Genomic DNA, 20,696 nt, shown 5'->3' on the forward strand with positions numbered 1-20,696 from the left:
ATGTCCCTCTCACCCCGCCGGGCCTGCCCCTCCTGCGGCCGCGACTGCGCCGTCACCGCCGGGCGGATCGCCCGCCACGACCCGCCCGCCGGGCGGGGCCGCGGGGACCTCGTCTCCTGCCCCGGCTCCCGCGCCCGCGTGACCCTCGGCGCCTCCGCCCCGACGCTGGACGGCTTCACCCTGTCCCCGCTGCCGGGCCAACTCCCGCTGTTCTAGAGGGCCCGCGGGTTCCGGAGCAGAGAGTGGGCACCCCCGACTCGTCGGGGGCTCCGCGCACCTTATGCACAGGCTGTGGAAAGTCTGTTCGACGGGAATCACCGGGAGGAGGACATCGTGGCCACGCTCCCCGCATCACCGCAGGAGCTGCTCACCCCGGAGTCGGCCGACACCGACGTCCCGTTCGACACCAGACGCCGCGGGCTCGGCCGACAAGATCCGAAAGAGACGACCTAGGAGCTCGCCGCGCGCAGCTGGACCACGTCGATCGGCTCGGTCTCGTCGTGGGCGGTGAGGTCGATGACCTGGCCCGCGGCGCGCTGCTCCTCGGCGGGCGCCTCGACGGCGCCGGCCAGGGCCGCCGGCTCCGCTCCGCCCCGGGCGGACTCCGCCTTGTGGACGGCGAGGGCCTCCGCACCGACGACGTCGGCGAGGTCCTCGTTCTGGACGGACTCGATGACCGCGCGGGCCTGCGCGGCCGTCTTCGTACCGAAGAAGTCGAAGCCGCCCTCGACGCGCGAGGTCGGCCGGCGGTGCGCGGCGTACGGGGCCACCGCGGCGGCGAGCCGGCGCGCGGGGACGGCGGCCGCCGGGCCCACGGGCACCGGGCCGGCGAGCGCGGGGCGGGAGTGCGACTCCAGCGCGGCGGGCTTCGCCGGGGCGGCGGGGGCTGCCGGGGCAGCGGGTGCGGCGGAAGCCGCCGGGAGGGCGCGGGCGGCCGGGGCCGCCTTGGCCGCCGGGAGTGCGGCCGGGCCGCGCCGCGGCTCCGGGGCGGGCCCGTCGGGGTCGGCGGCCTTCGCCGTCTTGTCGGCCAGCGCCACGAGCGCGGCGTGGGCGCGGGCGAAGCCCACCGAGGTGGCGGCGCCGGCGCTGGTGCGCTCCTCGGAGACCGCGGGAAGTTCCTTCTGCCCGGCGGCGGCGGAAGCGGCCCGGGCCGCCGGGGCCGCGGCCTCGATGGCCAGCAGCCGGCGTCCTTCCAGGGCGCTCGCCCGCTCGGTCTCCGCGGTGGCGTACCGGCGCAGCAGCGCCGCGTGCTCCCCGCGCAGACCCGCGAGTTCGACCCGCTTGGCGCGCAGTTTGGCGTCGAGCTTGCCGCGCAGCACCCGGGCCTCTTCGAGGTCGGATTCGAGCTCGGCTATCCGCTCGTCGGTGCGCCACTCGTCCTTGACCCGTTCGCGCCCGAGCTCGCTGACCCGGCGGCCGGCCGACAGGTCCCACGAGCGCATGACGACGGCGCCGGCCAGCCCGGCGGCCGCGGTGAGCGCCACGAGCAGGCGCAACGCCATCGGTTCCGCGAGCAGCCAGGCGGCTCCGGCGCCGGCTACGGACACACCGGCGACGGCCGTCGGCGTGAGCAGCCGGTGAAGGGGTTCGGGATTGCGGTGGCGTCCACGGGGCATGGCCTGAAATTTACAGGGAGTGGACGGGGTGTGGGGTAGCCGCCCGGGAATCTGTTCCCGAGCAGTTACCGCACCCGGCGCACGAAAGGCGCAACTCCTACTTCTTCAGCAGGCCCTTGGACTCCAGAAAGGCCTTCGCGACATCGGCCGGCTTGGCGCGCTCGGCATCGACCTTGCGGTTCAACTCGACCAGGTCGGCCGTGGTGAGCGCCTTGGTGATCTTGTCGAGGGCGGCCGCGATCTCGGGGGCGCCGGCGTCCTTGGCGTTGACCACCGGGAGCACGTTGTCGGCGTTCTGGAGCTTCTTGTCGTCCTCCAGCAGGACCAGGCCGAAGCTGTCGAGGGTGGCGTCCGTGGTGGTGGTGAGGACGAGCTGGTCGGCGCCGTCCTTCACCGCCTGCTTGGCCTGCGGGGTTCCGACGCCCTTGGGGTCAATACCGGAAACGTCGATTCCGTATGTCGTCTTCAATCCGGGTGCGCAGAAGGGCCGCACCGCGCATTCGTCACCGGCCGCGATCTTCACCTTCAGACCGGACTTGCCCAGATCGGAAAGGGTCTTGAGATTGTTCTTCGTGGCGAATTCCTTGCTCACCGCGAAGGCGTTCTGGTCGACCGCCGAGCCCGCGGGCAGCGCCTTCAGCCCCAGCGGGCCCGCCAGCTTCTCCAGGGCCGCCACCGTCGCCGCCACGTCGCTCGACGCGACCGGCTTGTCCGTCGGCGCCTTGGAGCCGTTCACCTTGGCGTTGAGGAACTCCGCGAGGGTCGCCGCGTACTCCGGGACGACGTCGATCTCGCCCTTCTCCAGCGAGGGTTCGTACAGCTCGCGGTTGTTGACCGTGGTGATCGACGTGTCGTAGCCGGCGTCCTTCAGGACCTGCGCGTACAGCTCGGCCAGCACGTTGGACTCGGTGAAGCCGGCGGCGCCGATCACCAGCTTGCCGCCCTTGGCGCCCTCGGAGGACCCGGAGGCGGCGGCGGAGGAGCCCCCGTCCTTGGTCTTCTCCAGGCTGTCGCCGCCGCACGCGGCGAGCGATGCGGTCAGGGCGACCGCGCCCAGGGCCGCGCCGAGGGCGCGCGTGGACTTGCTCATCTCAATCTCCTTCAAGGGTGGGCCGACAAGGGGTGGGCCGAGGTGCCGGGGCCCGCTCAGCGGGTGGCCGCGCCCGGCAGCAGCCGGTCGGCCGCCACCAGCGCGCCCTCCACGAGCAGGGCCAGAGCCGCGACCAGCAGGGCGCCCGCGACGACCTGCGGGGTGTTGTACGTGTTGAAGCCGGCGGTGATGATCCGGCCGAGGCCGCCCTGGCCGACCATCGCGGCGATGGTGGCCGTGGCGATGACCTGGACGGCTCCCGAGCGCAGGCCCGTCATCACCAGTCCGCGCGCGAGCGGCAGTTCCACCCGCCAGAAGAGCTGGCGGCCGGACATGCCCATGCCCCGCGCGGCCTCCACCACCGAGCGGTCGACCTCGCGCATGCCGACGTAGGCGTTGGTCAGCAGCGGCGGGATGGCGAAGAGCACCAGCGCGGCGATGGTGGGCACGTACCCGGCGCCCCGCAGCGGGGAGACCATGAACAGCGCCAGCACCGCGAAGACCGGGACGGCCCGCCCGATGTTGGAGACGTTGACGGCGAGGCCGCCGCCCTTGCCGAGGTGGCCGAGCCACAGTCCGACCGGGAGGGCGAGCGCGCAGGCCAGCGCCAGGGCGACCCCGCTGACGTACACGTGCTCGCCGAGCCGGTGCCACACCCCGCTCTCCCCGGCCCAGTTGGCCCCGTCGGCCAGCCAGTCCCAGGCCTGTCCCAGCACTCCCATCAGACGGCTCCCGCGCTGACGTCGGCGCCGCGTGCGGCGCGAGAGGAACGCGTCTTACGGGGCGCCCGGGTGGCACGGGTCCAGGGGGTCAGCAGCCGCTGGAGGCCGAGCAGGGCCAGGTCCGCCACGAGCGCGAGGAGCACGCACAGCACCGAGGCGGTGAGCACCTGGGCCTTGAACGAGCTGTTCACGGCGGGTGCGATGAGATTGCCGAGGCCGCCCTTGCCCACGATGGAGCCCACGGTCGTCAGCGCGACCGTGGAGACGGTCGCGATCCGTACGCCGGCCAGCAGGGCGGGCAGCGCCAGCGGCAGCTCGACCTGCCACAGCAGCCTGCCCGGGCCGTACCCCATCCCGCGCGCGGCTTCCCGTACGTCCTCGGGCACGGCTTCGAGACCGGCCAGCACGTTGCGCACGAGGATGGTCAGCGAATACAGCACCAGGCCGGTCACCACCAGCGCCGCCGAGAGCCCGAAGACCGGCAGGAGCAGGGAGAACATGGCGAGCGAGGGGACCGTGTAGAGCAGGGTGGTGAGGCCCAGGACGGGGGCCGCCCAGTGGCGGCCGCGGCGGGCCAGCAGCGCCAGCGGGACCGACACGGCGATGCCGATCAGCACCGAAACGCCGGTGATCCACACGTGTTCGAGGGTGGCGTCGGTGAGCTCCTGGGAGCGGGAGGTGACGTACTCCCAGCAGATCCAGTCGTTCGCCACCAGGCAGCTCTGCCCGGCCATCGCCCTCACCCCCCGTCACCGACCGTACGTAGGAGCGACCATAACCCCCACCACCGACAATGGCCGGAATCCTTCGCACACGGGCAACACGCCCTTCACAAACGGACCCCGCGGGTAGGGAAAGATGGCCGTGTGATCCGATTCGAGCAAGTGACCAAGCGGTACCCCGACGGGACGACCGCCGTCGCGGACCTGTCCTTCGAGGTCGCCGAGGGCGAACTGGTCACCCTGGTGGGCCCGTCCGGCTGCGGCAAGACGACCACCATGAAGATGGTCAACCGGCTCATCGAGCCGACCTCCGGCCGGATCCTCCTGAACGGCGAGGACATCGCCGCCGCCGACCCGGTCGAACTGCGCCGCCGCATCGGCTACGTCATCCAGCAGGTCGGGCTGTTCCCGCACAAGACGGTGCTGGAGAACACGGCCACCGTGCCGCAGCTCATCGGCACCCCCAAGGCCAAGGCCCGCGCGCGGGCCGCGGAACTCCTCGACCTGGTCGGGCTGGACCCGGCCGTCTACGGCGGCCGCTACCCGGAGCAGCTCTCCGGCGGGCAGCGCCAGCGCGTCGGCGTGGCCCGGGCGCTCGCCGCCGACCCGCCGGTGCTGCTGATGGACGAGCCGTTCGGCGCGGTGGACCCGGTGGTGCGCGAGCGGCTGCAGAACGAGTTCCTGACGCTCCAGCAGACCGTGCGCAAGACGATCCTGCTGGTCACGCACGACCTGGAGGAGGCGGTCCGGCTCGGGGACCGCATCGCGGTCTACGGAGCGGGCACCATCGAGCAGTTCGCCAGCCCGGCGCAGGTGCTGGGCGCCCCGGCGACCGACTACGTGGCCGGCTTCGTCGGCTCCGACCGCGGGCTGAAGCGCCTCGCGGTCACCGCCGTGGCGGAGGCCGACCTGGCCGACCCCGCCGACCCGGCCTCCGCCGACGGAAAGGCCCCCACCGCCGGGGTGGCGCTGGGGGCCAGTCTGCGCGAGGCGCTCGCGCTGCTGCTCCAGGAGGACTCGGGGCGGATCGGGGTCACGCATCCCGACTCCGGCGAGCTGATCGGCGTACTCACCCCGGAAGGGGTGCACCGGGCCCTGCGCCGCGCCCGGTTGCAGGAGGCCTGACCTCACTGCCGCCTTGCGCCTTGCGCCTGACACCTGACGCCTGACGCCTGCGTCTTACGCCTGGATCCTGCCGCTCATCCACACCAGCATCGGCGGGATCTCGCGGCGCCAGGTGTTGAAGTTGTGGCCGCCGCTGTCGAGGATGATCGAGGAGACCCGGTCCGGGCCCTTGACCAGCTTGATGAACTTCTTCGTGCCGGCGAGGTTCGGCTCGCCCTTCTCGCTGCTGGTGACCAGGAACGACGTACCGGACGGCTGCTTCGCCTTCAGCGACTCCAGCACGTTCGCGCGCGCCTTCAGCTTCTCGTCCCCGTGGAAGAGGTCACCGGTCGTCGGATCGTCCGCGGCCTCGTAGTACGCGGACAGCCCCGCGGCCGCACCGAAGGTCTTCGGGTAGTGCGCGGCGATCTTCAGCGCACAGTAACCGCCCGTGGAGTTGCCGATGAAGCCCATGTTCTCGGGCTTCTTGCCGACCCGGAAGGTGCTCTGGATGGCCTGGGGAAGGTCCTGGCCGTAGAAGGTCTCGGTCTGCGGGCCACCGGGTATGTCCACGCACTCGGTGTCGCGCGAACCGGGGGTCGGACGGAGCATGACCAGGATCATCGGCTTCATCTTGCCCGTCTTGGCCTGCCTGAAGGCCGTCATCGGGTAGTCCAGCCCTTTGATCAGGTTCTCCGCCATGCCCGGGTAGCCCGTGAGGACGATGGAGGCCGGGAAGTTCTGTTCCTTGTGCTGCGGCTGGAAGTACTCCGGCGGCAGCCACACGAAGCCCATCGTCGTTATCTTCGACTTCTGGCCGGTTATCGCGACTTTCAGGATCTGCCCGCCGACGGGCGGCTTGGCCCCGCCGGGCACGTCGAGCTGCTGCTTGTCGACGACCTTGATGTCGGCACTGCTCATCGAGTGGTCGACGACCTTGCCGATCGAGGTCTCCTGACCGAACAGGTCGGCCCAGGACCCGTAGAACAGGAACGACTTGTTCGCGCCGAGACCGATCGCCGCGAACAGCGCCAGCTGCGTCGCCAGCAGGAGGCCGATCCGGCCGAGGACCGAGCGCCAGGAGCGGCCCGAGAGCTTTGGCCAGAACCACACGGTGGCCGCGAACAGCAGCACACCGACAAGGACGGCCAGCGCCAGAACCGTATTACTGGTGAGACCCATGAGCAGTCAGTCGACTTTCTATGGCAGGACTAGATTTTTTCTCGAGGATGAGTGAACCCGCTCCCCTTCGATGTCGTCCTAATGGACGCACCACCCAACGAAGGCCCCAGCGGCCTTCGGCCACATGATCTCTCGCGGAGCAACGGGAAGCGATGTCTAGCAGGATAGATGGCGATAAGTCGGGACAGGTTCCGAAGCCTGTCAGCCGAATCCTCCGAGGCCCACGACCGGAGTCCGTCCCCGGGATCGTGGGCACCGCCGTCACGGTCGTCGGCCTGCTGGACATCGCCGCGGGAGTCTTCCCGCGCTTCCGGCACAGCCGAATCCACGCGGTCACCGAGGTGCTGCCCGGCTCCTTCGGTCCCTTCGCGGCCGCCCTGGCCCTCAGCGCCGGCGTCCTGCTCCTGCTGCTCGCCCACGGGCTCAAGCGCCGCAAGCGCCGCGCCTGGCGGGCCGCGGTGGTGCTGCTGCCGGCGGGCGCCGTCGCGCAGTTCACGTACCGCCACTCGGTCATCGGCGTGGTCATCGCGGCGGTGCTCCTGGCGCTCCTGCTGCGCCACCAGAGTGAATTCAAGGCGCTGCCCGACCCCCGCAGCCGCTGGAAGGCGCTCGCCAACTTCGTGCTGATGAGCGCGGGCTCCATCGGCCTCGGTCTGGTCATCGTCAACTCGCACCCCGGCCGCGTTGTAGGCAATCCGGGTGTTTACGAGCAGATCAGCCACGTCGTCTACGGGCTCTTCGGCTTCGAGGGCCCCGTCGACTACGCCGGCCGGGTGTCCTGGACCGTCGGCTACTCGCTGGGCGCCCTCGGCATGCTGACCGCCGTCACCACCATCTACCTGGCCTTCCGCCCCGAGCACCCGGCCGCCCGGCTCACCGCCGACGACGAGGTCAAGCTCCGCGAGCTGCTCGCCCGGCACGGCGGCCGCGACTCGCTCGGCCACTTCGCGCTCCGCCGCGACAAGGCCGTCGTCTTCTCCCCCAGCGGCAAGGCCGCCGTCACCTACCGCGTGGTCTCCGGCGTGATGCTCGCCTCCGGCGACCCGGTCGGCGACGTCGAGGCCTGGCCCGGCGCCATCGAACGGTTCATGGAGGAGGCCAAGACCCACTCCTGGACCCCCGCCGTCATGGGCTGCAGCGAGACCGGCGGCGAGGTCTGGACCCGCGAGACCGGTCTCGACGCCCTGGAGCTCGGGGACGAGGCGATCGTCGACGTCAAGGACTTCTCCCTCGCCGGCCGCGCGATGCGCAACGTCCGCCAGATGGTGAAGCGCATCGAGCGCAACGGCTACACCACCAAGGTCCGCCGGGTCAGCGAGCTGACCGAGACCGAGCTGGAGCAGGTGCGCGGCGCCGCCGACGCCTGGCGGGGCACCGACACCGAACGCGGCTTCTCCATGGCGCTGGGCCGCGTCGGCGACCCCGGCGACGGCGACTGCTACATCGCCACCGCGCACCGCGTCGAGGAGGGCGACACCTCCCCCTTCGGCGACCTCAAAGCCGTCCTGCACTTCGTCCCCTGGGGCAAGGACGGCATGTCGCTGGAGCTGATGCGCCGCGACCGCGCCGCCGACCCCGGCATGAACGAGCTGCTGATCGTCGCCTCCCTGGAGGCCTCCCCGGCACTCGGCATCGAGAAGGTCTCCCTGAACTTCGCGATGTTCCGCTCGGCCCTGGCCCGCGGCGAGAAGATCGGCGCCGGCCCGGTCCTGCGGATGTGGCGCAGCCTGCTGGTGTTCCTGTCGCGCTGGTTCCAGATCGAGTCGCTGTACAAGTTCAACGCGAAGTTCCGGCCCCGCTGGGAGCCCCGCTTCGTGGTCTTCCGCACCACCCGGGACCTGCCCCGCATCGGCTTCGCCGCGATGCAGGCCGAGGGCTTCGTCACGCTGGCCCTGCCCCGCCTGTTCGCCGGCCGCAGGCGCCCCAAGCCGGTCCGCACGTGCGCCCACCACCGCGTGCAGGCCCCGACGGTCGTCCCCGCCCAGCCGGAACGCGAAATCCAGGCCGCCTGAACACGGGCCCTACCCTGGGAACCATGAACACGAACCGCGGCCCCGCCCCCAGGGGCCTGGTGACAGGCCTCCCCGACTGGGACCGCTGCGCGGTCATGGGCGTCGTCAACGTCACCCCCGACTCCTTCTCAGACGGCGGCCGCTGGTTCGACACCACCGCCGCCGTCAAGCGCGGCCTCGACCTCGCCGCCCAGGGCGCCGACCTCGTGGACGTCGGCGGCGAGTCCACCCGCCCCGGCGCCTCCCGCGTCGACGAGGAGGAGGAGCTGCGCCGGGTCGTCCCCGTCGTCCGCGGCCTCGCCTCCGAAGGAGTCGTCGTCTCCGTCGACACCATGCGCGCCTCCGTCGCCGCGCAGGCCGTCGCCGCCGGCGCCACCCTGGTCAACGACGTCAGCGGCGGCCTCGCCGACCCCGGCATGATCCCGGCCGTCGCCGCCGCGGAGGTGCCCTTCGTCGTCATGCACTGGCGCGGCTTCAGCGACGGCATGAACAGCCTCGCCGTCTACGAGGACGTCCTCGCCGAGGTCACCGCGGAACTGCGCACCCGCATCGACGCCGTCGTCTCCGGCGGCATCGCCCCCGAACGGCTCCTGGTCGACCCGGGCCTCGGCTTCGCCAAGAACGCCGAGCACGACCTGGCCCTGGTCGCCCACCTCGGCGAGCTGCGCGCCCTCGGTTTCCCGCTCCTGGTGGCCGCCTCGCGGAAGCGTTTCCTCGGCCGGGTGCTGGCCGGCGCCGACGACGCCTCCCCGCCGCCCGCCCGCGAACGTGACGCCGCCACCGCCGCCGTCTCCGCCCTCGCCGCCTCCCAGGGCGCCTGGGCCGTACGGGTCCACGAGGTACGGGCGAGCGCCGACGCGGTTCGGGTGGCCCGCGCCGTGGAAGGGGCACTGCGTACGACCCGTAGCAACGAGGAAGGGGCACGGTGAGCCGTACCGACATCGAATCCGTCGAAGAGGTCAACACGGCCTTCTACGAGGCCATGGAGCGGGGGGACTTCGACGCGCTGTCGGCGCTCTGGCTCGAAGACGAGATCTCCTGCGTGCACCCGGGCTGGCCGGTGCTGTCGGGACGCGGCGAAGTGCTGCGCTCCTACGCGCTGATCATGTCGCACACCGAGTACATCCAGTTCTTCCTCACCGACACCAAGGTCACGGTCATAGGCGACACCGCCCTGGTGACCTGCACCGAGAACATCCTCAGCGGCGGGCCCGCCGAGGACGGCGGTGAACTGGGCCCCCTCGTGGGCCAGCTCGTCGTCGCCACGAATGTGTTCCGACGCACACCGGAGGGCTGGCGGCTCTGGTCGCACCACGGTTCTCCCGTGCTCACGGACTCCGACGAGGACGAGGACGAAGACCCCTCCTGACCCCGGCGTCGGGCTCCGAGGTATTTCGCAGGTAAATTCGAAGATGGACGACGCCGACCGCACTCGGCTACGGCCATGGATCCGGGGAGTCCCGGACCGGAAGCACCTACGAAAAGCAGGAGTGATTCGCGTGGATCGTGTCGCGCTGCGCGGCCTCAAGGCTCGCGGGCACCATGGCGTCTTCCCCCGGGAACGCGAGGAAGGCCAGACCTTCATCGTCGACCTGGTGCTCCACCTCGACACCCGTCCCGCGGCGGCGGGCGACGACCTGGCTAAGACCGTGCACTACGGGGTAGTCGCGGAAGAAGTCGTCGACGTGGTCCAGGGCGAGCCCGTGGATCTGATCGAAACCCTCGCCGAGCGGATCGCCCAGCAGTGCCTCAAGCACGAGGCGGTCGCCCAGGTGGAGGTCGTCGTCCACAAACCGGACGCGCCGATCACCGTCCCCTTCGACGACGTGACCATCACGATCACCCGGAGCCGCGCGTGAACAACGGAATGAACGCCCAGAGCGACCCCACGGTCCAGCCCGTACCCGCCTCCGTGGTCGAGGCCGTCGACGCGGCCGACGTCACCCTGTCCAACCCCAAGTGGGCCGTCGTCGCGCTCGGCGCGAACCTGGGCAACCGCCTGGAGACCCTCCAGGGCGCCATCGACGCCCTCGGCGACACTCCGGGCCTGCGGGTCAAGGCCGTCTCCCCCGTGTACGAGACGGAGCCGTGGGGCGTGGAGCCCGGCTCGCAGCCCGCGTACTTCAACGCGGTCATCTCGGTGAAGACCACCCTGCCCCCCGGCTCGCTGCTGGAGCGCGGCCACGCCATCGAGGAAGCCTTCGACCGCGTCCGCGAGGAGCGCTGGGGGCCCCGGACGATCGACGTCGACATCATCGCCTACGCCGACGTGGTCTCCGCCGACCCCGACCTCACCCTCCCGCACCCGCGCGCCCACCAGCGCGCCTTCGTGCTGGCCCCCTGGAACGACATCGACCCCGAAGCGCAGATCCCGGGCCACGGACCCGTCGCCGCGCTCTTGGCGGCGGTCGGCCTGTCCGGACTCACCCAGCGCACGGACCTGGAACTGCGCCTCCCCGAATAGGATCACCGCATACGCACGCACGCACGGAGAGCGGGCGCTGGGAAATGGCGGGAGAGGCGTACGTGAAGCAACTGAGGCCGGCGGTCCTGGCGGGCATTTTCGCGATCGCGGCGGTGCTGTCCTGGGCCGGAGCCCGGCTGTGGAACTCGTACGGCACGCTCCCCGGCGTCCCCGTGGCCGCGCCCATCGTGCTCGGCGCCATCGCGGTGGTCCTGCTGGCGACGGCCCTGTCGCTGCGCTCCCGCCTGAAGGCCCAGCGCGAGCGCGTGCCCGGTGCCAAGGGCGTGGAGCCGCTGATGGCGGCCCGCGCGGTGGTCTTCGGCCAGGCCAGCGCCCTGGTGGCGGCCCTGGTCGCGGGCGCGTACGGCGGCGTGGGCGTCTTCCTGCTCACCACCGCCATGGACGTCCCCGCCCGCCGCGACCAGACCTGGTACGCCGGCTTCTCGGTCCTGGCGGGCGCGGCGGTCGTGGCGGCGGCCCTCTTCCTGGAACACGTCCTGAAGCTCCCGGACGACGAGGACCCCACCCCCGAGGCCCCGGCCCGGGCCTAGGTCGTGGCCGCGCCCACTACCCCGTAGGTGCGACCGTCGACCACGAACTCCCCGAGCGGGGTCATGCCCAACCCGTCGACGTGCACCGTCCACGAAACCCGGTTGGTCATCTCGATGAAGGCCACCATCACCTCGGCCCGCCCCGAGGCGGCCTCCAGCGCCGCATTGAACAGCCCCCGGGCGATCCCCCGGCCCCGGTGCGCGGCGCCGACCACGACGGGCCCGTAGAGCAGCCACCGCACGGCCCCCAGCGGCCGCCCGCGCCACAGCAACTCGTCCTGTGCCCCGAGCAGCGCCCGCACGGGCGGCGGCGCCCCCGGCACGCTCTCGGCCCGCACGAGCCCGAGCAGCCCGGCGATCTCCCCGCCCTCATCCGCGACGAGCAGCCCCCCGCCCTCGGCCATCGCCCGCAACGCGTCCTCGTCGAGCGCTCCCTGCACGAACCCCTGCCGGGCCCGCTCCTCCTCGCTCAGCGCATCGTGGTGATTGGCGGCGAACAGCCCCGCCATGGCGGACGCGTCCGCCGCTGTGGCAGCCCGGTACTCCATGGCCCCGATGGTTCCACCCGGCCACGTCGGCCGCATCCGCTCACTCCCGGGCCCGGACCAGGTGCCCGCTCACCAGGAAGCCTGGATGGGGATGGAGCCGGTAGGTATAGAGGGTGAACGGCTTCGAGCCGATGGCGGTGTGTGGCCGGACCTCCAGCACCCGGGCCGGCATCGTCTCCTCGAGCAGCAGAGGATGCTCTTCCCGTTGGAACGTGCCGCGCCGCCTCCAGGCATCGGAGATGTACACGCGCGAAGCCCGCCCGGGGACACCACTCGGTGTGAACCTCGCCCCGATGATCTCCGCCATCTCGCGGAGGAAGGGAACGTTGGCACTCACCACGATGCGGCACCCCCAGTCGCCGCTGCTCCGGTACCCGTCGCCGTCGACGTAGCCGTCCAAAAAGCCGTTGAAGGTCACCTCGTCCCGCAGCACGACGCGGGGGAAGCGCTGTCGCATGTGGTGAGCGTCCCCGCCCACGTACTGCCTCAGCAAGTCGGCGAGGTACGAAGAGACGACGCGCACCCGGAAGCCCGGAAGGTCCCGCTGAAGGTAGCCGGAGGGCCGGGTGACCGGCTCCAGACGGGCCGTGAGGCCGGTGGCCGCCGTCAGGCACGCCGCGTACCGGCTGGCAAAGCCCTCGTCGTTGACGATGAGGGACACATAGTTCGTGCCGACCGTCCCATCGGAACAGGTCGCACCAACCAAGTAGCCGAATTCATAGCCAGGCCGGATCTCGAGACGCTGGCGACACAGCTTGCGCGCCGGGCTCCAGAGAACGGCGCTGCCTGCGGCCTCAGCCGCAGGCAGCCACCCGGCAGGGGTGGCCAGGAGCTGATCCGGAGCCACGCAGAACGTCTGCTGGTCCGTGACCACGTCCACGACTGCGCGGGCTTTCACGGCCTCCACCGACGTGACGACCGTCTGCACTGTCCGTGACCCGGCCAAGGTCCAGAGCCGGTCGCCCACACCGACGGTTCTCGCCTGAGCCTGTCCGTCCACCCCGTTCACCATCTGCTTGCTCGGCAGCCCGCCCATACCGCCCCCTGATCAGCGCGTGAATCACCTGATCAACGACGTTATGGGGTGGGTCTGACAATCCGGCTAGCGGGCGATGATCAGCGACATCGCCTCGTTGCGGGTCGCGGGGTCGCGGAGCTGGCCGCGCACGGCCGAGGTGATGGTCTTCGCGCCGGGCTTGCGGACACCGCGCATGGTCATGCACATGTGCTCGCACTCGATGACCACGATGACCCCGCGCGGGTCCAGGATCTCCATCAGGGAGTCGGCTATCTGAGTCGTCAGCCGCTCCTGGACCTGAGGGCGGCGGGCGAACACGTCCACGAGCCGAGCCAGCTTCGACAGGCCGGTGATCTTGCCGTCGACGGACGGAATGTACCCAACATGGGCAACTCCGACGAATGGCACCAAATGATGCTCACAGGACGACATGACCTCGATGTCCTTCACCAGGACCATCTCGTCGTGCCCGAGGTCGAACGTCGTGGTCAGCACCTCTTCGGGCTTCTGCCACAGACCCCCGAATATCTCCCGGTACGCCCGCGCCACCCGGGCCGGCGTCTCAAGGAGCCCCTCGCGGTCCGGGTCCTCGCCGACCGCGATCAGGAGCTCGCGGACCGCCGCCTCGGCGCGCTTCTCGTCGAACTCGCCGATCGTGCCCTCGCCACCGGTCAGGGTCACTGGGTCGGTCATCTCTTCCTCGTTCCTGTGTGCACGGTCCCGGCACGTGAAAGTGCCGCGCCCCCCAGGCTAGAACCTGGGGGGCGCGGCTTCCATTCCGGGAGGCACTAGGCCTCCGGGAGCTCCTCCGGGGAGGGCTCCGGGGCCTTTTCCACGGATACGGCCGAGGCCGCGGACGTGCCGTTCGCCGCGTTCGTCAGCTGGAGCTCCTTGGGAGAGAGCACCGGCGGACGGGTGGACGGCGTGCGGTGCGAGGAGCCGGTCCACGCCGGGCGGGCCGGGCGCTTCACGATCGTCGAGAAGACCTCGGCGATCTGCTCCTTGTTGAGCGTCTCCTTCTCGAGGAGGGCGAGGACGAGGTTGTCGAGGACGTCGCGGTTCTCGACCAGGATTTCCCAGGCCTCGTTGTGCGCGGTCTCGATGAGCTTCTTGACCTCTTCGTCGACCAGCGCGGCGACCTCTTCCGAGTAGTCCCTCGGGTGCGACATCTCGCGGCCCAGGAACGGCTCGGTGTTGTCCCCGCCGAACTTGATCGCGCCGAGACGCTCGGTCATGCCGTACTGCGTGACCATCGCGCGGGCCGTTGCCGTGGCCTTCTCGATGTCGTTCGCGGCACCCGTGGTCGGGTCGTGGAAGACCAGTTCCTCGGCCGCGCGCCCGCCCAGCATGTACGCGAGCTGGTCGAGCATCTCGTTGCGCGTGGTCGAGTACTTGTCCTCGTCGGGCAGGACCATGGTGTAACCCAGGGCCCGGCCGCGGGACAGGATCGTGATCTTGTGGACCGGGTCGGAGTTCGGGGAAGCCGCCGCGACCAGGGCGTGTCCGCCCTCGTGGTACGCGGTGATCTTCTTTTCCCGGTCCGACATGATCCGGGTGCGCTTCTGCGGACCCGCCACGACGCGGTCGATCGCCTCGTCCAGCGCATGGTTGTCGATCAGCTTCTGGTCCGAGCGGGCCGTGAGCAGCGCGGCCTCGTTCAGGACGTTGGCGAGATCGGCACCCGTGAAGCCGGGCGTACGACGGGCCACCGCACCCAGGTCGACGTCCGGGGCGACCGGCTTGCCCTTCTGGTGGACCTTGAGGATCTCCAGACGGCCCTGCATGTCCGGACGGTCGACCGCGATCTGGCGGTCGAAGCGGCCGGGGCGCAGGAGGGCCGGGTCGAGGATGTCGGGACGGTTCGTGGCGGCGATCAGGATGACCCCGCCCTTCACGTCGAAGCCGTCCATCTCGACGAGCAGCTGGTTGAGGGTCTGCTCGCGCTCGTCGTGACCGCCGCCCAGGCCCGCACCGCGGTGCCGGCCGACGGCGTCGATCTCGTCGACGAAGACGATCGCCGGGGCGTTGGCCTTGGCCTGCTCGAACAGGTCGCGGACACGCGAGGCACCGACACCGACGAACATCTCGACGAAGTCGGATCCGGAGATCGAGTAGAAGGGGACACCGGCCTCGCCCGCGACGGCACGCGCGAGCAGGGTCTTACCGGTGCCGGGCGGGCCGTACAGCAGCACGCCCTTGGGGATCTTGGCGCCGACGGCCTGGAACTTCGCCGGCTCCTGGAGGAACTCCTTGATCTCGTGGAGTTCCTCGACGGCCTCGTCCGAGCCCGCGACATCGGCGAACGTCGTCTTCGGGGTGTCCTTGGTGATGAGCTTGGCCTTGGACTTCCCGAACTGCATGACCCGGGAACCACCGCCCTGCATCTGGTTCATCAGGAACAGGAAGACGACGACGATGAGGACGAACGGCAGCAGCGAGAGCAGCACGCTCAGGAACGGGCTGGTCTTGTCCGGCGTGACGGAGTATCCGTCAGGGATCTGACCGGCTTCGAACTTGGTCTGGAGGTTCTGGGCGAGCTGTACGCCCTGGTCCCCGATGTAGTTGGCCTGGAACTTGGTGCCGTCGTTGTCGCCGAGCTTCTGGTCCTTCTTCAGCTCGATCTTGATCATCTGGCTGTCACCGGTGGTGAGCTTGGCGCTGTCCACCTGGCCACTGTTGATCGCCTTGATGACCTCGCTGGTCTCCACCGACTTGTAGCCGCCGCCGGAGCCGACGACGTTCATCAACACGACCACGGCGAGGACGGCCAGCACGATCCACATAACCGGCCCACGGAAGTATCGCTTCACGTCCATCCATACGGGGCGCTAGGCACCCCGTCCCTCCTGCCCGTAGGTAAATGCTGCTGTGAGTAAAGACTGTTCTTCGGAATGTACCCCTGCATTGTCACCCGCGGCCTCATGGGACGGCTGACAGACCCGCCTTTCCATGCTCCAACGGCGGGAAACGCTCCAGGGTTCCCCTGTCGGGCGCTGGATCAGCCGCCGTAGACGTGGGGAGCGAGGGTGCCGACGAACGGCAGGTTGCGGTACTTCTCGGCGTAGTCGAGGCCGTAGCCGACGACGAACTCGTTCGGGATGTCGAAGCCGACCCACTTCACGTCGATCGCGACCTTGGCGGCGTCGGGCTTGCGCAGCAGCGTGACGACCTCCAGGGAGGCCGGCTGGCGGGAGCCGAGGTTCGACAGCAGCCACGACAGGGTCAGGCCCGAGTCGATGATGTCCTCGACGATCAGGACGTGCTTGTCCTTGATGTCGGTGTCCAGGTCCTTGAGGATCCGCACCACGCCCGAGGACTGGGTCCCGGCGCCGTACGAGGACACCGCCATCCAGTCCATGGTGAGCGGGGTGGACAAGGCGCGCGCCAGGTCCGCCATCACCATCACCGCGCCCTTGAGGACGCCGACGATGAGCAGGTCCTTGCCCGCGTACTCCGCGTCGATCTTCGCGGCCAGCTCTGCCAGCTTCGCGTCGATCTCTTCCTTGGTGATGAGCACCGACTGGAGGTCGTTGCCCATGTCCTTCTCGTCCACCCGCATCACTTTCGTTGTCGGCTGGGGCTCCGGGGGGTGACCCCGGAGGTCTCAGCCGTGTTTCAGCACCAATCAGCCCTGCCGGATGACCAGTCTGCCACCCTGCCGCTGGGCCTCGACCCGGCCGGGCAGGTTGATGGCTCCCTGACCGCGCCATCCGGTGATGAGCCGGTCGACTTCCTCGATGTGGCGGGCGAAGAGGGAGCCTGCGGGGGAACCGGCTGCGACGACGGCCCGGCGCAGCACGCGGCGGCGGACGGCGGGGGGCAGCGCGTAGAGCTTGGCGCACTCCAGGCGGCCGTCTTCGTCGCGTACGCCGCTCTCGGCGTCGGCGGCCCAGGCGTCCAGGGCGTCGGCGTCGTCGCGGGAGAGCTGGGCGGTGCGGGCGAGCGCCTCCACGACCCCCTTGCCGAGCGCCTTCTCCAGGGCGGGCAGTCCCTCGTGGCGCAGCCGGGAGCGGGTGTAGGCGGGGTCGATGTTGTGCGGGTCGTCCCAGACGGCGAGGGACTGGACCATGCAGGCCTTGCGGGCGGTCTGCCGGTCGACCTGGAGGAAGGGCCGCCGGTAGCGGTGGCCGCGGCCCAGGGCTCCGGGGTCCCCGGAGCCTCCCGGGCCTCCGGAGACTTCGGGCATGCCGGAGAGCGAGCGGATGCCGGAACCGCGGGCGAGGCCCAGCAGGACGGTTTCGGCTTGATCGTCGCGGGTGTGGCCGAGCAGCACGGCGACGGCGCCCAGCCGGTCGGCGGCCTCGTTCAGGGCCGCGTAGCGGGCGTCGCGGGCGGCGGCTTCGGGGCCTCCGTCGCGGCCGACGCGCACGGCGACGGACTCGACGGGGTCCAGGCGCAGCGCGGTCATGCGGGAGACGACCTCGGCGGCGCGCAGGGCGGAGCCGTCCTGGAGGCCGTGGTCGACGGTGATGCCGCCGGCCCGGATTCCGAGTTTGGGGGCCTCGAAGGCGAGGGCGGAGGCGAGCGCCATGGAGTCCGCGCCGCCGGAGCAGGCCACGAGGACGAGCGGGGCGGTGTCGGGGAGGGGGTCGTGGGGGGCGGCACCGGCCGAGGATCCGACGGTGCGGCCGGGGCGGCCGACCCTGGGTGCGGGGGTGGTGGCGGGACGGTCGGTGAGGTCGGTGAGGACGTCGTGGAGTACGCGGCGGACCGCCAGGCGTATCGCCGCGACCGCAGGATGGGGACCCATGTCCGGTGCCCTTCGGTGGAGTTCGGTGCCTCGGAGGCGCTGGGGAGGCTTGGGGGAGGTGGTGTGCCGGTGTGCTGCCCGGCTCCCCCCGCGGACGGAGGGGCTGTCACTCAGAGTGCGTCGATGGTGACAGAACCGAGCCGTTCCCCGAGCATCGCACGCCCTTCCACGCCCCACGGTCCCTCGGACGGGTGACGCTGCTTCCCCCAGAGGGACATCTTCACGCCTCCTGTGTCACACCTCTTCGCTTGCCTCGCTCTGCTCGCTCCCCTTGCGGTGGACCCGGGCCACCCAGTCCGCGGGGCTGGCGATCTCGGCCTTGGTCGGCAGTGTGTTCGGGGAGGTCCAGACCCGGTTGAAGCCGTCCATGCCGACCTGGCCGACGACGGCGCGCACGAAGCGTTCGCCGTCGCGGTACTGGCGCAGCTTCGCGTCGAGGCCGAGGAGTTTGCGCAGTGCGGCGTCGAGCCGGCCCGCGCCGCTGGCCCTGCGCTGCTGGAACTTCTCGCGGATCTCGGCGACCGAGGGGACGACCTCGGGGCCGACGCCGTCCATGACGAAGTCGGCGTGGCCCTCCAGCAGGGACATGACGGCGGTGAGCCGGGCCAGTACCTCGCGCTGTTCGGGGGTCTGGACGAGCTCGACGAGGGAGCGGCCCTCGTCTCCGGTTTCTGCGTCGGGGCGGGCGCCGGCGAAGGACTGGGCGGCTTCGCGCAGTCGTTCCAGAACGGTCATCGGGTCCACTTCGGTGGCGCCGAGGAACGTCTGGATTTCGCCCTCCAGGTGTTCGCGGAGCCACGGGACGGCCGTGAACTGGGTACGGTGCGTCTCCTCGTGCAGGCAGACCCAGAGCCGGAAGTCGTGCGGGTCCACCTCCAGCTCCCGCTCGACGTGGACGATGTTCGGCGCGACGAGGAGCAGCCGGCCGCCCGTGGCCGAGCCCGGGAGGTCCAGGCCTGCGGGCGCGAAGGTCTCGTACTGGCCGAGCACGCGGGAGGCCAGGAAGCTGAGCAGCATGCCCAGCTCGACGCCGGTGACCTTGCCGCCGACCGCGCCGAGCACGGCGCCGCCGGGGGTGCCGGAGCGGCGCTCCTGCATCTTGCCGAGGAGGGGGGACAGGAGCTCGCGGAAGCCCGCCACGTTGGCCTTGACCCAGCCGGCCCGGTCCACGACGAGGACGGGGGTGTCGGCCGGGGTCATGCCTTCGGGCATCATCCGCGTGAACTCGCGTACGTGCCGTTCCGAGGTCTTGGCGTGCCTGCGCAGTTCGGCGACGACGGCCCGTGCCTCGTCCCGGCTCACCTCCGGACCGGGCCGCACGAGCCTGGTCGCGGTCGCCACCGCGAGGTTCCAGTCGACCATCTCCGCACCGCCGAAGCTCGTCATGCGTCAACCGTACGTGGACCTGCGCGCGGGCGGGATCCCCAAGGAGCGGACGGTATCGCTAGGAAGCCGTGGCCACGGCCGCCGCGAGCTTGTCGAGGCCCTTCTCCGCGGGGCCGGGATCCGGGGTGTTCCCGGCCAGGAACGCGAAGGCGAGCAGTCGGCCGGTGGGGTCGACGACCGTGCCGGCGAGGGAGTTCACGCCGCTCAGGGTGCCCGTCTTGGCCCGCAGCAGGCCTGCTGCGGGGGAGCCGCCGGAGTTGCGGGTGCGCAGGGTGCCGGTGAAGCCGGCGACGGGCAGTCCGGTCAGGACGGGCCGCAGTTCGGGGCGCCCGGGATCGGCGGCCTTGGCGAGGAGGGCGGTGAGCAGGCCGGCGCTGACCCGGTCGGCGCGGCCCAGGCCGCTGCCGTCGGCGAAGCGGGAGCCGGCGGTGTCGACCCCGAGGGCGGTGAGTTTCGCGGCGATGGCCCCGGCGACGCCGTCGAAGCTGGCGGGTGCTCCGGAGGCGAGGGCGGTCTGGCGGGCCAGGGCTTCGGCGATGTCGTTGTCGCTGTGGGTCAGCATCCGCTCGACGAGCCCGGCGAGCGGCGGCGAGAGGGTGGTGGCGAGCGGGACGGCCCCGGCGGCGGCCTTGGCCCTGGCGGGCTCGCCGGTGACCTTGACCCCGCGTTCCCGGAGCAGGGCGGCGAAGGCCCGGGCGGTGTCGCGGGAAGGGTCCTTGCTGCGCTTGACGGGGCCGGAGAAGGAGTTGTCGGGGCGGCCTTCGTCGGCGGTCAGGGCCGTGACGGGCGCGAGGTTGGGATTCTCGCCGATCGGGTGCATGACGGGGCCGGTGTAGAGCGAGTCGTCGTAGCCGAGGGCCACGGAGTCGGTGCCGGCGGCCTTGAGGGCCTGCGCGGTGTCCGCGGCGAGGGCGACGAGGCTGCCGCCGGAGCCGGCGGGGGCCTTCTTCTTGGCGGTGAGGGAGGGGTCGCCGCCGCCGACCAGGATGATCCGGCCGGGGTCGGAGCCGGGGGTCACGGTGGTGCGGATCCGGTGGTCGGGGCCGAGGGCCGCGAGGGAGGCCGCCGCGGTGACGATCTTGATGGTGGAGGCGGGGGTCATGGCCTGCCGGGCCCCGGCTTCGTAGAGGACCTTCCCGGTGGCGGTGTCGATCACGGAGGCGCCGCGGGCGGTGCCGAGGGCGGGGTCGGCGAGCAGCGGCCGCAGGGCGGCGGCGAGGGCGCCGGGGTCCACGGCTCCGGCCTGGTCGCCGGAGCCGGCTCCGGACGGGCGTACGCCGGCGAGCACTCCGGGTGCGCTGGGGGCTGCCTGCGGGAGCGCCACGGGGGCCTCCCCGCCGTGATCTGCGCCACCCGTACGGCCCCAGGAGGCGGCCTTGTCCCGCTCGGCCTTACGCTGGCCGGAGTCCCAGGGACCCGCGGCGGCCACCGTCGCGGCCGACAGGGCGAGGCCGGCGACGGCCGACACCGCGATGAGCTGCCAGGTCTTGACCACCAATGGCACCTCGGACCAGCCCCTTTCGCGATCACA

Annotated in this window: 21 protein-coding genes; 8 read left to right on the forward strand and 13 right to left on the reverse strand. The window is 71.3% G+C overall.

Annotated elements, in window-relative coordinates; all coding sequences use genetic code 11:
- A complete protein-coding gene (locus tag ACFWBW_RS11460) occupies positions 1-216 on the forward strand; it encodes a hypothetical protein (RefSeq protein ID WP_266956188.1) in 216 nt (71 codons plus the stop codon).
- 233 nt (positions 217-449) lie between these two features.
- Here ACFWBW_RS11460 and ACFWBW_RS11465 read toward each other — a convergent pair whose 3' ends face one another.
- The 4 genes from ACFWBW_RS11465 to ACFWBW_RS11480 all read right to left on the reverse strand — a co-directional run bounded on the left by ACFWBW_RS11465 (position 450) and on the right by ACFWBW_RS11480 (position 4,162).
- Positions 450-1,616: a hypothetical protein gene (locus ACFWBW_RS11465; RefSeq protein WP_385370633.1), complete on the reverse strand. Its 1,167-nt coding sequence runs from the start codon at positions 1,614-1,616 to the stop codon at positions 450-452.
- 97 nt (positions 1,617-1,713) lie between these two features.
- Positions 1,714-2,706 carry an ABC transporter substrate-binding protein gene (locus ACFWBW_RS11470; protein WP_385370635.1) on the reverse strand — a complete coding sequence of 331 codons (993 nt, stop codon included), beginning with the start codon at positions 2,704-2,706 and terminating at the stop codon, positions 1,714-1,716.
- 56 nt (positions 2,707-2,762) lie between these two features.
- Positions 2,763-3,428 (reverse strand): ABC transporter permease, encoded by a 666-nt coding sequence (locus tag ACFWBW_RS11475; RefSeq protein WP_385370637.1) that lies wholly within the window; start codon positions 3,426-3,428, stop codon positions 2,763-2,765.
- Complete coding sequence (locus tag ACFWBW_RS11480) at positions 3,428-4,162, reverse strand: ABC transporter permease (RefSeq protein ID WP_385370639.1); 735 nt, start codon at positions 4,160-4,162, stop codon at positions 3,428-3,430. The genes ACFWBW_RS11475 and ACFWBW_RS11480 overlap by 1 nt, the downstream gene beginning before the upstream one ends.
- Before the next feature lie 132 nt (positions 4,163-4,294).
- On the opposite strand from ACFWBW_RS11480, the gene ACFWBW_RS11485 reads away from it, so the two are divergent.
- A complete protein-coding gene (locus ACFWBW_RS11485) occupies positions 4,295-5,275 on the forward strand; it encodes an ABC transporter ATP-binding protein (RefSeq protein ID WP_385370641.1) in 981 nt (326 codons plus the stop codon).
- A gap of 54 nt (positions 5,276-5,329) precedes the next feature.
- On the opposite strand, the gene ACFWBW_RS11490 is transcribed toward ACFWBW_RS11485, so the two are convergent.
- Positions 5,330-6,436, reverse strand: a complete 1,107-nt coding sequence (locus ACFWBW_RS11490; RefSeq protein WP_385370643.1) for an alpha/beta hydrolase-fold protein — start codon at positions 6,434-6,436, stop codon at positions 5,330-5,332.
- Between the two features lie 152 nt (positions 6,437-6,588).
- Here ACFWBW_RS11490 and ACFWBW_RS11495 point away from each other — a divergent pair, with 152 nt between their 5' ends.
- The 6 genes from ACFWBW_RS11495 (at position 6,589) to ACFWBW_RS11520 (ending at position 11,463) form a co-directional block, all read left to right on the forward strand.
- Positions 6,589-8,448 carry a phosphatidylglycerol lysyltransferase domain-containing protein gene (locus tag ACFWBW_RS11495; protein WP_385370645.1) on the forward strand — a complete coding sequence of 620 codons (1,860 nt, stop codon included), beginning with the start codon at positions 6,589-6,591 and terminating at the stop codon, positions 8,446-8,448.
- 23 nt (positions 8,449-8,471) lie between these two features.
- Positions 8,472-9,377 (forward strand): dihydropteroate synthase, encoded by a 906-nt coding sequence (gene folP, locus ACFWBW_RS11500; protein WP_385370647.1) that lies wholly within the window; start codon positions 8,472-8,474, stop codon positions 9,375-9,377.
- The gene (locus tag ACFWBW_RS11505; protein WP_385370648.1) at positions 9,374-9,817 is read left to right on the forward strand and encodes a nuclear transport factor 2 family protein; all 444 of its coding nucleotides are present in this window, start codon (positions 9,374-9,376) and stop codon (positions 9,815-9,817) included. Before folP ends, ACFWBW_RS11505 begins: the two co-directional genes overlap by 4 nt.
- Before the next feature lie 130 nt (positions 9,818-9,947).
- Positions 9,948-10,307, forward strand: a complete 360-nt coding sequence (folB, locus tag ACFWBW_RS11510) for a dihydroneopterin aldolase (RefSeq protein ID WP_030010912.1) — start codon at positions 9,948-9,950, stop codon at positions 10,305-10,307.
- An 8-nt stretch (positions 10,308-10,315) separates the two neighbouring features.
- Positions 10,316-10,912, forward strand: a complete 597-nt coding sequence (gene folK, locus ACFWBW_RS11515; RefSeq protein ID WP_385370810.1) for a 2-amino-4-hydroxy-6-hydroxymethyldihydropteridine diphosphokinase — start codon at positions 10,316-10,318, stop codon at positions 10,910-10,912.
- Positions 10,913-10,974: 62 nt separating this feature from the next.
- Positions 10,975-11,463 carry a DUF3180 domain-containing protein gene (locus ACFWBW_RS11520; RefSeq protein ID WP_385370650.1) on the forward strand — a complete coding sequence of 163 codons (489 nt, stop codon included), beginning with the start codon at positions 10,975-10,977 and terminating at the stop codon, positions 11,461-11,463.
- On the opposite strand, the gene ACFWBW_RS11525 is transcribed toward ACFWBW_RS11520, so the two are convergent.
- The 8 genes from ACFWBW_RS11525 to dacB all read right to left on the reverse strand — a co-directional run bounded on the left by ACFWBW_RS11525 (position 11,460) and on the right by dacB (position 20,660).
- Positions 11,460-12,011, reverse strand: a complete 552-nt coding sequence (locus ACFWBW_RS11525; protein WP_385370652.1) for a GNAT family N-acetyltransferase — start codon at positions 12,009-12,011, stop codon at positions 11,460-11,462. The two genes, ACFWBW_RS11520 and ACFWBW_RS11525, sit on opposite strands and share 4 nt — an antisense overlap.
- A 40-nt stretch (positions 12,012-12,051) precedes the next feature.
- Positions 12,052-13,047, reverse strand: coding sequence for a hypothetical protein (locus ACFWBW_RS11530; protein WP_385370654.1), 996 nt, complete (start codon positions 13,045-13,047; stop codon positions 12,052-12,054).
- Between the two features lie 66 nt (positions 13,048-13,113).
- Positions 13,114-13,722: a GTP cyclohydrolase I FolE gene (gene folE, locus ACFWBW_RS11535; protein ID WP_327254273.1), complete on the reverse strand. Its 609-nt coding sequence runs from the start codon at positions 13,720-13,722 to the stop codon at positions 13,114-13,116.
- 95 nt (positions 13,723-13,817) lie between these two features.
- Positions 13,818-15,845 carry an ATP-dependent zinc metalloprotease FtsH gene (gene ftsH, locus ACFWBW_RS11540; protein ID WP_385370656.1) on the reverse strand — a complete coding sequence of 676 codons (2,028 nt, stop codon included), beginning with the start codon at positions 15,843-15,845 and terminating at the stop codon, positions 13,818-13,820.
- Between the two features lie 182 nt (positions 15,846-16,027).
- The gene (gene hpt, locus ACFWBW_RS11545) at positions 16,028-16,588 is read right to left on the reverse strand and encodes a hypoxanthine phosphoribosyltransferase (protein WP_243339812.1); all 561 of its coding nucleotides are present in this window, start codon (positions 16,586-16,588) and stop codon (positions 16,028-16,030) included.
- Between the two features lie 66 nt (positions 16,589-16,654).
- Positions 16,655-17,779, reverse strand: a complete 1,125-nt coding sequence (gene tilS, locus ACFWBW_RS11550) for a tRNA lysidine(34) synthetase TilS (protein WP_385370658.1) — start codon at positions 17,777-17,779, stop codon at positions 16,655-16,657.
- Between the two features lie 234 nt (positions 17,780-18,013).
- Positions 18,014-19,165 carry a zinc-dependent metalloprotease gene (locus ACFWBW_RS11555; protein WP_385370660.1) on the reverse strand — a complete coding sequence of 384 codons (1,152 nt, stop codon included), beginning with the start codon at positions 19,163-19,165 and terminating at the stop codon, positions 18,014-18,016.
- A gap of 58 nt (positions 19,166-19,223) precedes the next feature.
- Positions 19,224-20,660: a D-alanyl-D-alanine carboxypeptidase/D-alanyl-D-alanine-endopeptidase gene (dacB, locus tag ACFWBW_RS11560; RefSeq protein ID WP_385370662.1), complete on the reverse strand. Its 1,437-nt coding sequence runs from the start codon at positions 20,658-20,660 to the stop codon at positions 19,224-19,226.
- Positions 20,661-20,696 lie beyond the last annotated feature (36 nt).

Origin of the sequence: Streptomyces sp. NPDC059957 (genome assembly GCF_042730015.1) — a bacterium.
Classification (GTDB): domain Bacteria; phylum Actinomycetota; class Actinomycetes; order Streptomycetales; family Streptomycetaceae; genus Streptomyces.

Bases quoted from the DNA above. Each gene is read 5' to 3' on its own strand.
- ACFWBW_RS11460 (WP_266956188.1), top strand. From the start codon at position 1: ATGTCCCTCTCACCCCGCCGGGCCTGCCCCTCCTGCGGCCGCGACTGC.
- ACFWBW_RS11465 (WP_385370633.1), bottom strand. From the start codon at position 1,616: ATGCCCCGTGGACGCCACCGCAATCCCGAACCCCTTCACCGGCTGCTC.
- ACFWBW_RS11470 (WP_385370635.1), bottom strand. From the start codon at position 2,706: ATGAGCAAGTCCACGCGCGCCCTCGGCGCGGCCCTGGGCGCGGTCGCC.
- ACFWBW_RS11475 (WP_385370637.1), bottom strand. From the start codon at position 3,428: ATGGGAGTGCTGGGACAGGCCTGGGACTGGCTGGCCGACGGGGCCAAC.
- ACFWBW_RS11480 (WP_385370639.1), bottom strand. From the start codon at position 4,162: ATGGCCGGGCAGAGCTGCCTGGTGGCGAACGACTGGATCTGCTGGGAG.
- ACFWBW_RS11490 (WP_385370643.1), bottom strand. From the start codon at position 6,436: ATGGGTCTCACCAGTAATACGGTTCTGGCGCTGGCCGTCCTTGTCGGT.
- ACFWBW_RS11495 (WP_385370645.1), top strand. From the start codon at position 6,589: ATGTCTAGCAGGATAGATGGCGATAAGTCGGGACAGGTTCCGAAGCCT.
- folP (WP_385370647.1), top strand. From the start codon at position 8,472: ATGAACACGAACCGCGGCCCCGCCCCCAGGGGCCTGGTGACAGGCCTC.
- folK (WP_385370810.1), top strand. From the start codon at position 10,316: ATGAACGCCCAGAGCGACCCCACGGTCCAGCCCGTACCCGCCTCCGTG.
- ACFWBW_RS11525 (WP_385370652.1), bottom strand. From the start codon at position 12,011: ATGGAGTACCGGGCTGCCACAGCGGCGGACGCGTCCGCCATGGCGGGG.
- ACFWBW_RS11530 (WP_385370654.1), bottom strand. From the start codon at position 13,047: ATGGGCGGGCTGCCGAGCAAGCAGATGGTGAACGGGGTGGACGGACAG.
- folE (WP_327254273.1), bottom strand. From the start codon at position 13,722: ATGACCGACCCAGTGACCCTGACCGGTGGCGAGGGCACGATCGGCGAG.
- ftsH (WP_385370656.1), bottom strand. From the start codon at position 15,845: ATGGACGTGAAGCGATACTTCCGTGGGCCGGTTATGTGGATCGTGCTG.
- hpt (WP_243339812.1), bottom strand. From the start codon at position 16,588: ATGCGGGTGGACGAGAAGGACATGGGCAACGACCTCCAGTCGGTGCTC.
- tilS (WP_385370658.1), bottom strand. From the start codon at position 17,779: ATGGGTCCCCATCCTGCGGTCGCGGCGATACGCCTGGCGGTCCGCCGC.
- ACFWBW_RS11555 (WP_385370660.1), bottom strand. From the start codon at position 19,165: ATGACGAGCTTCGGCGGTGCGGAGATGGTCGACTGGAACCTCGCGGTG.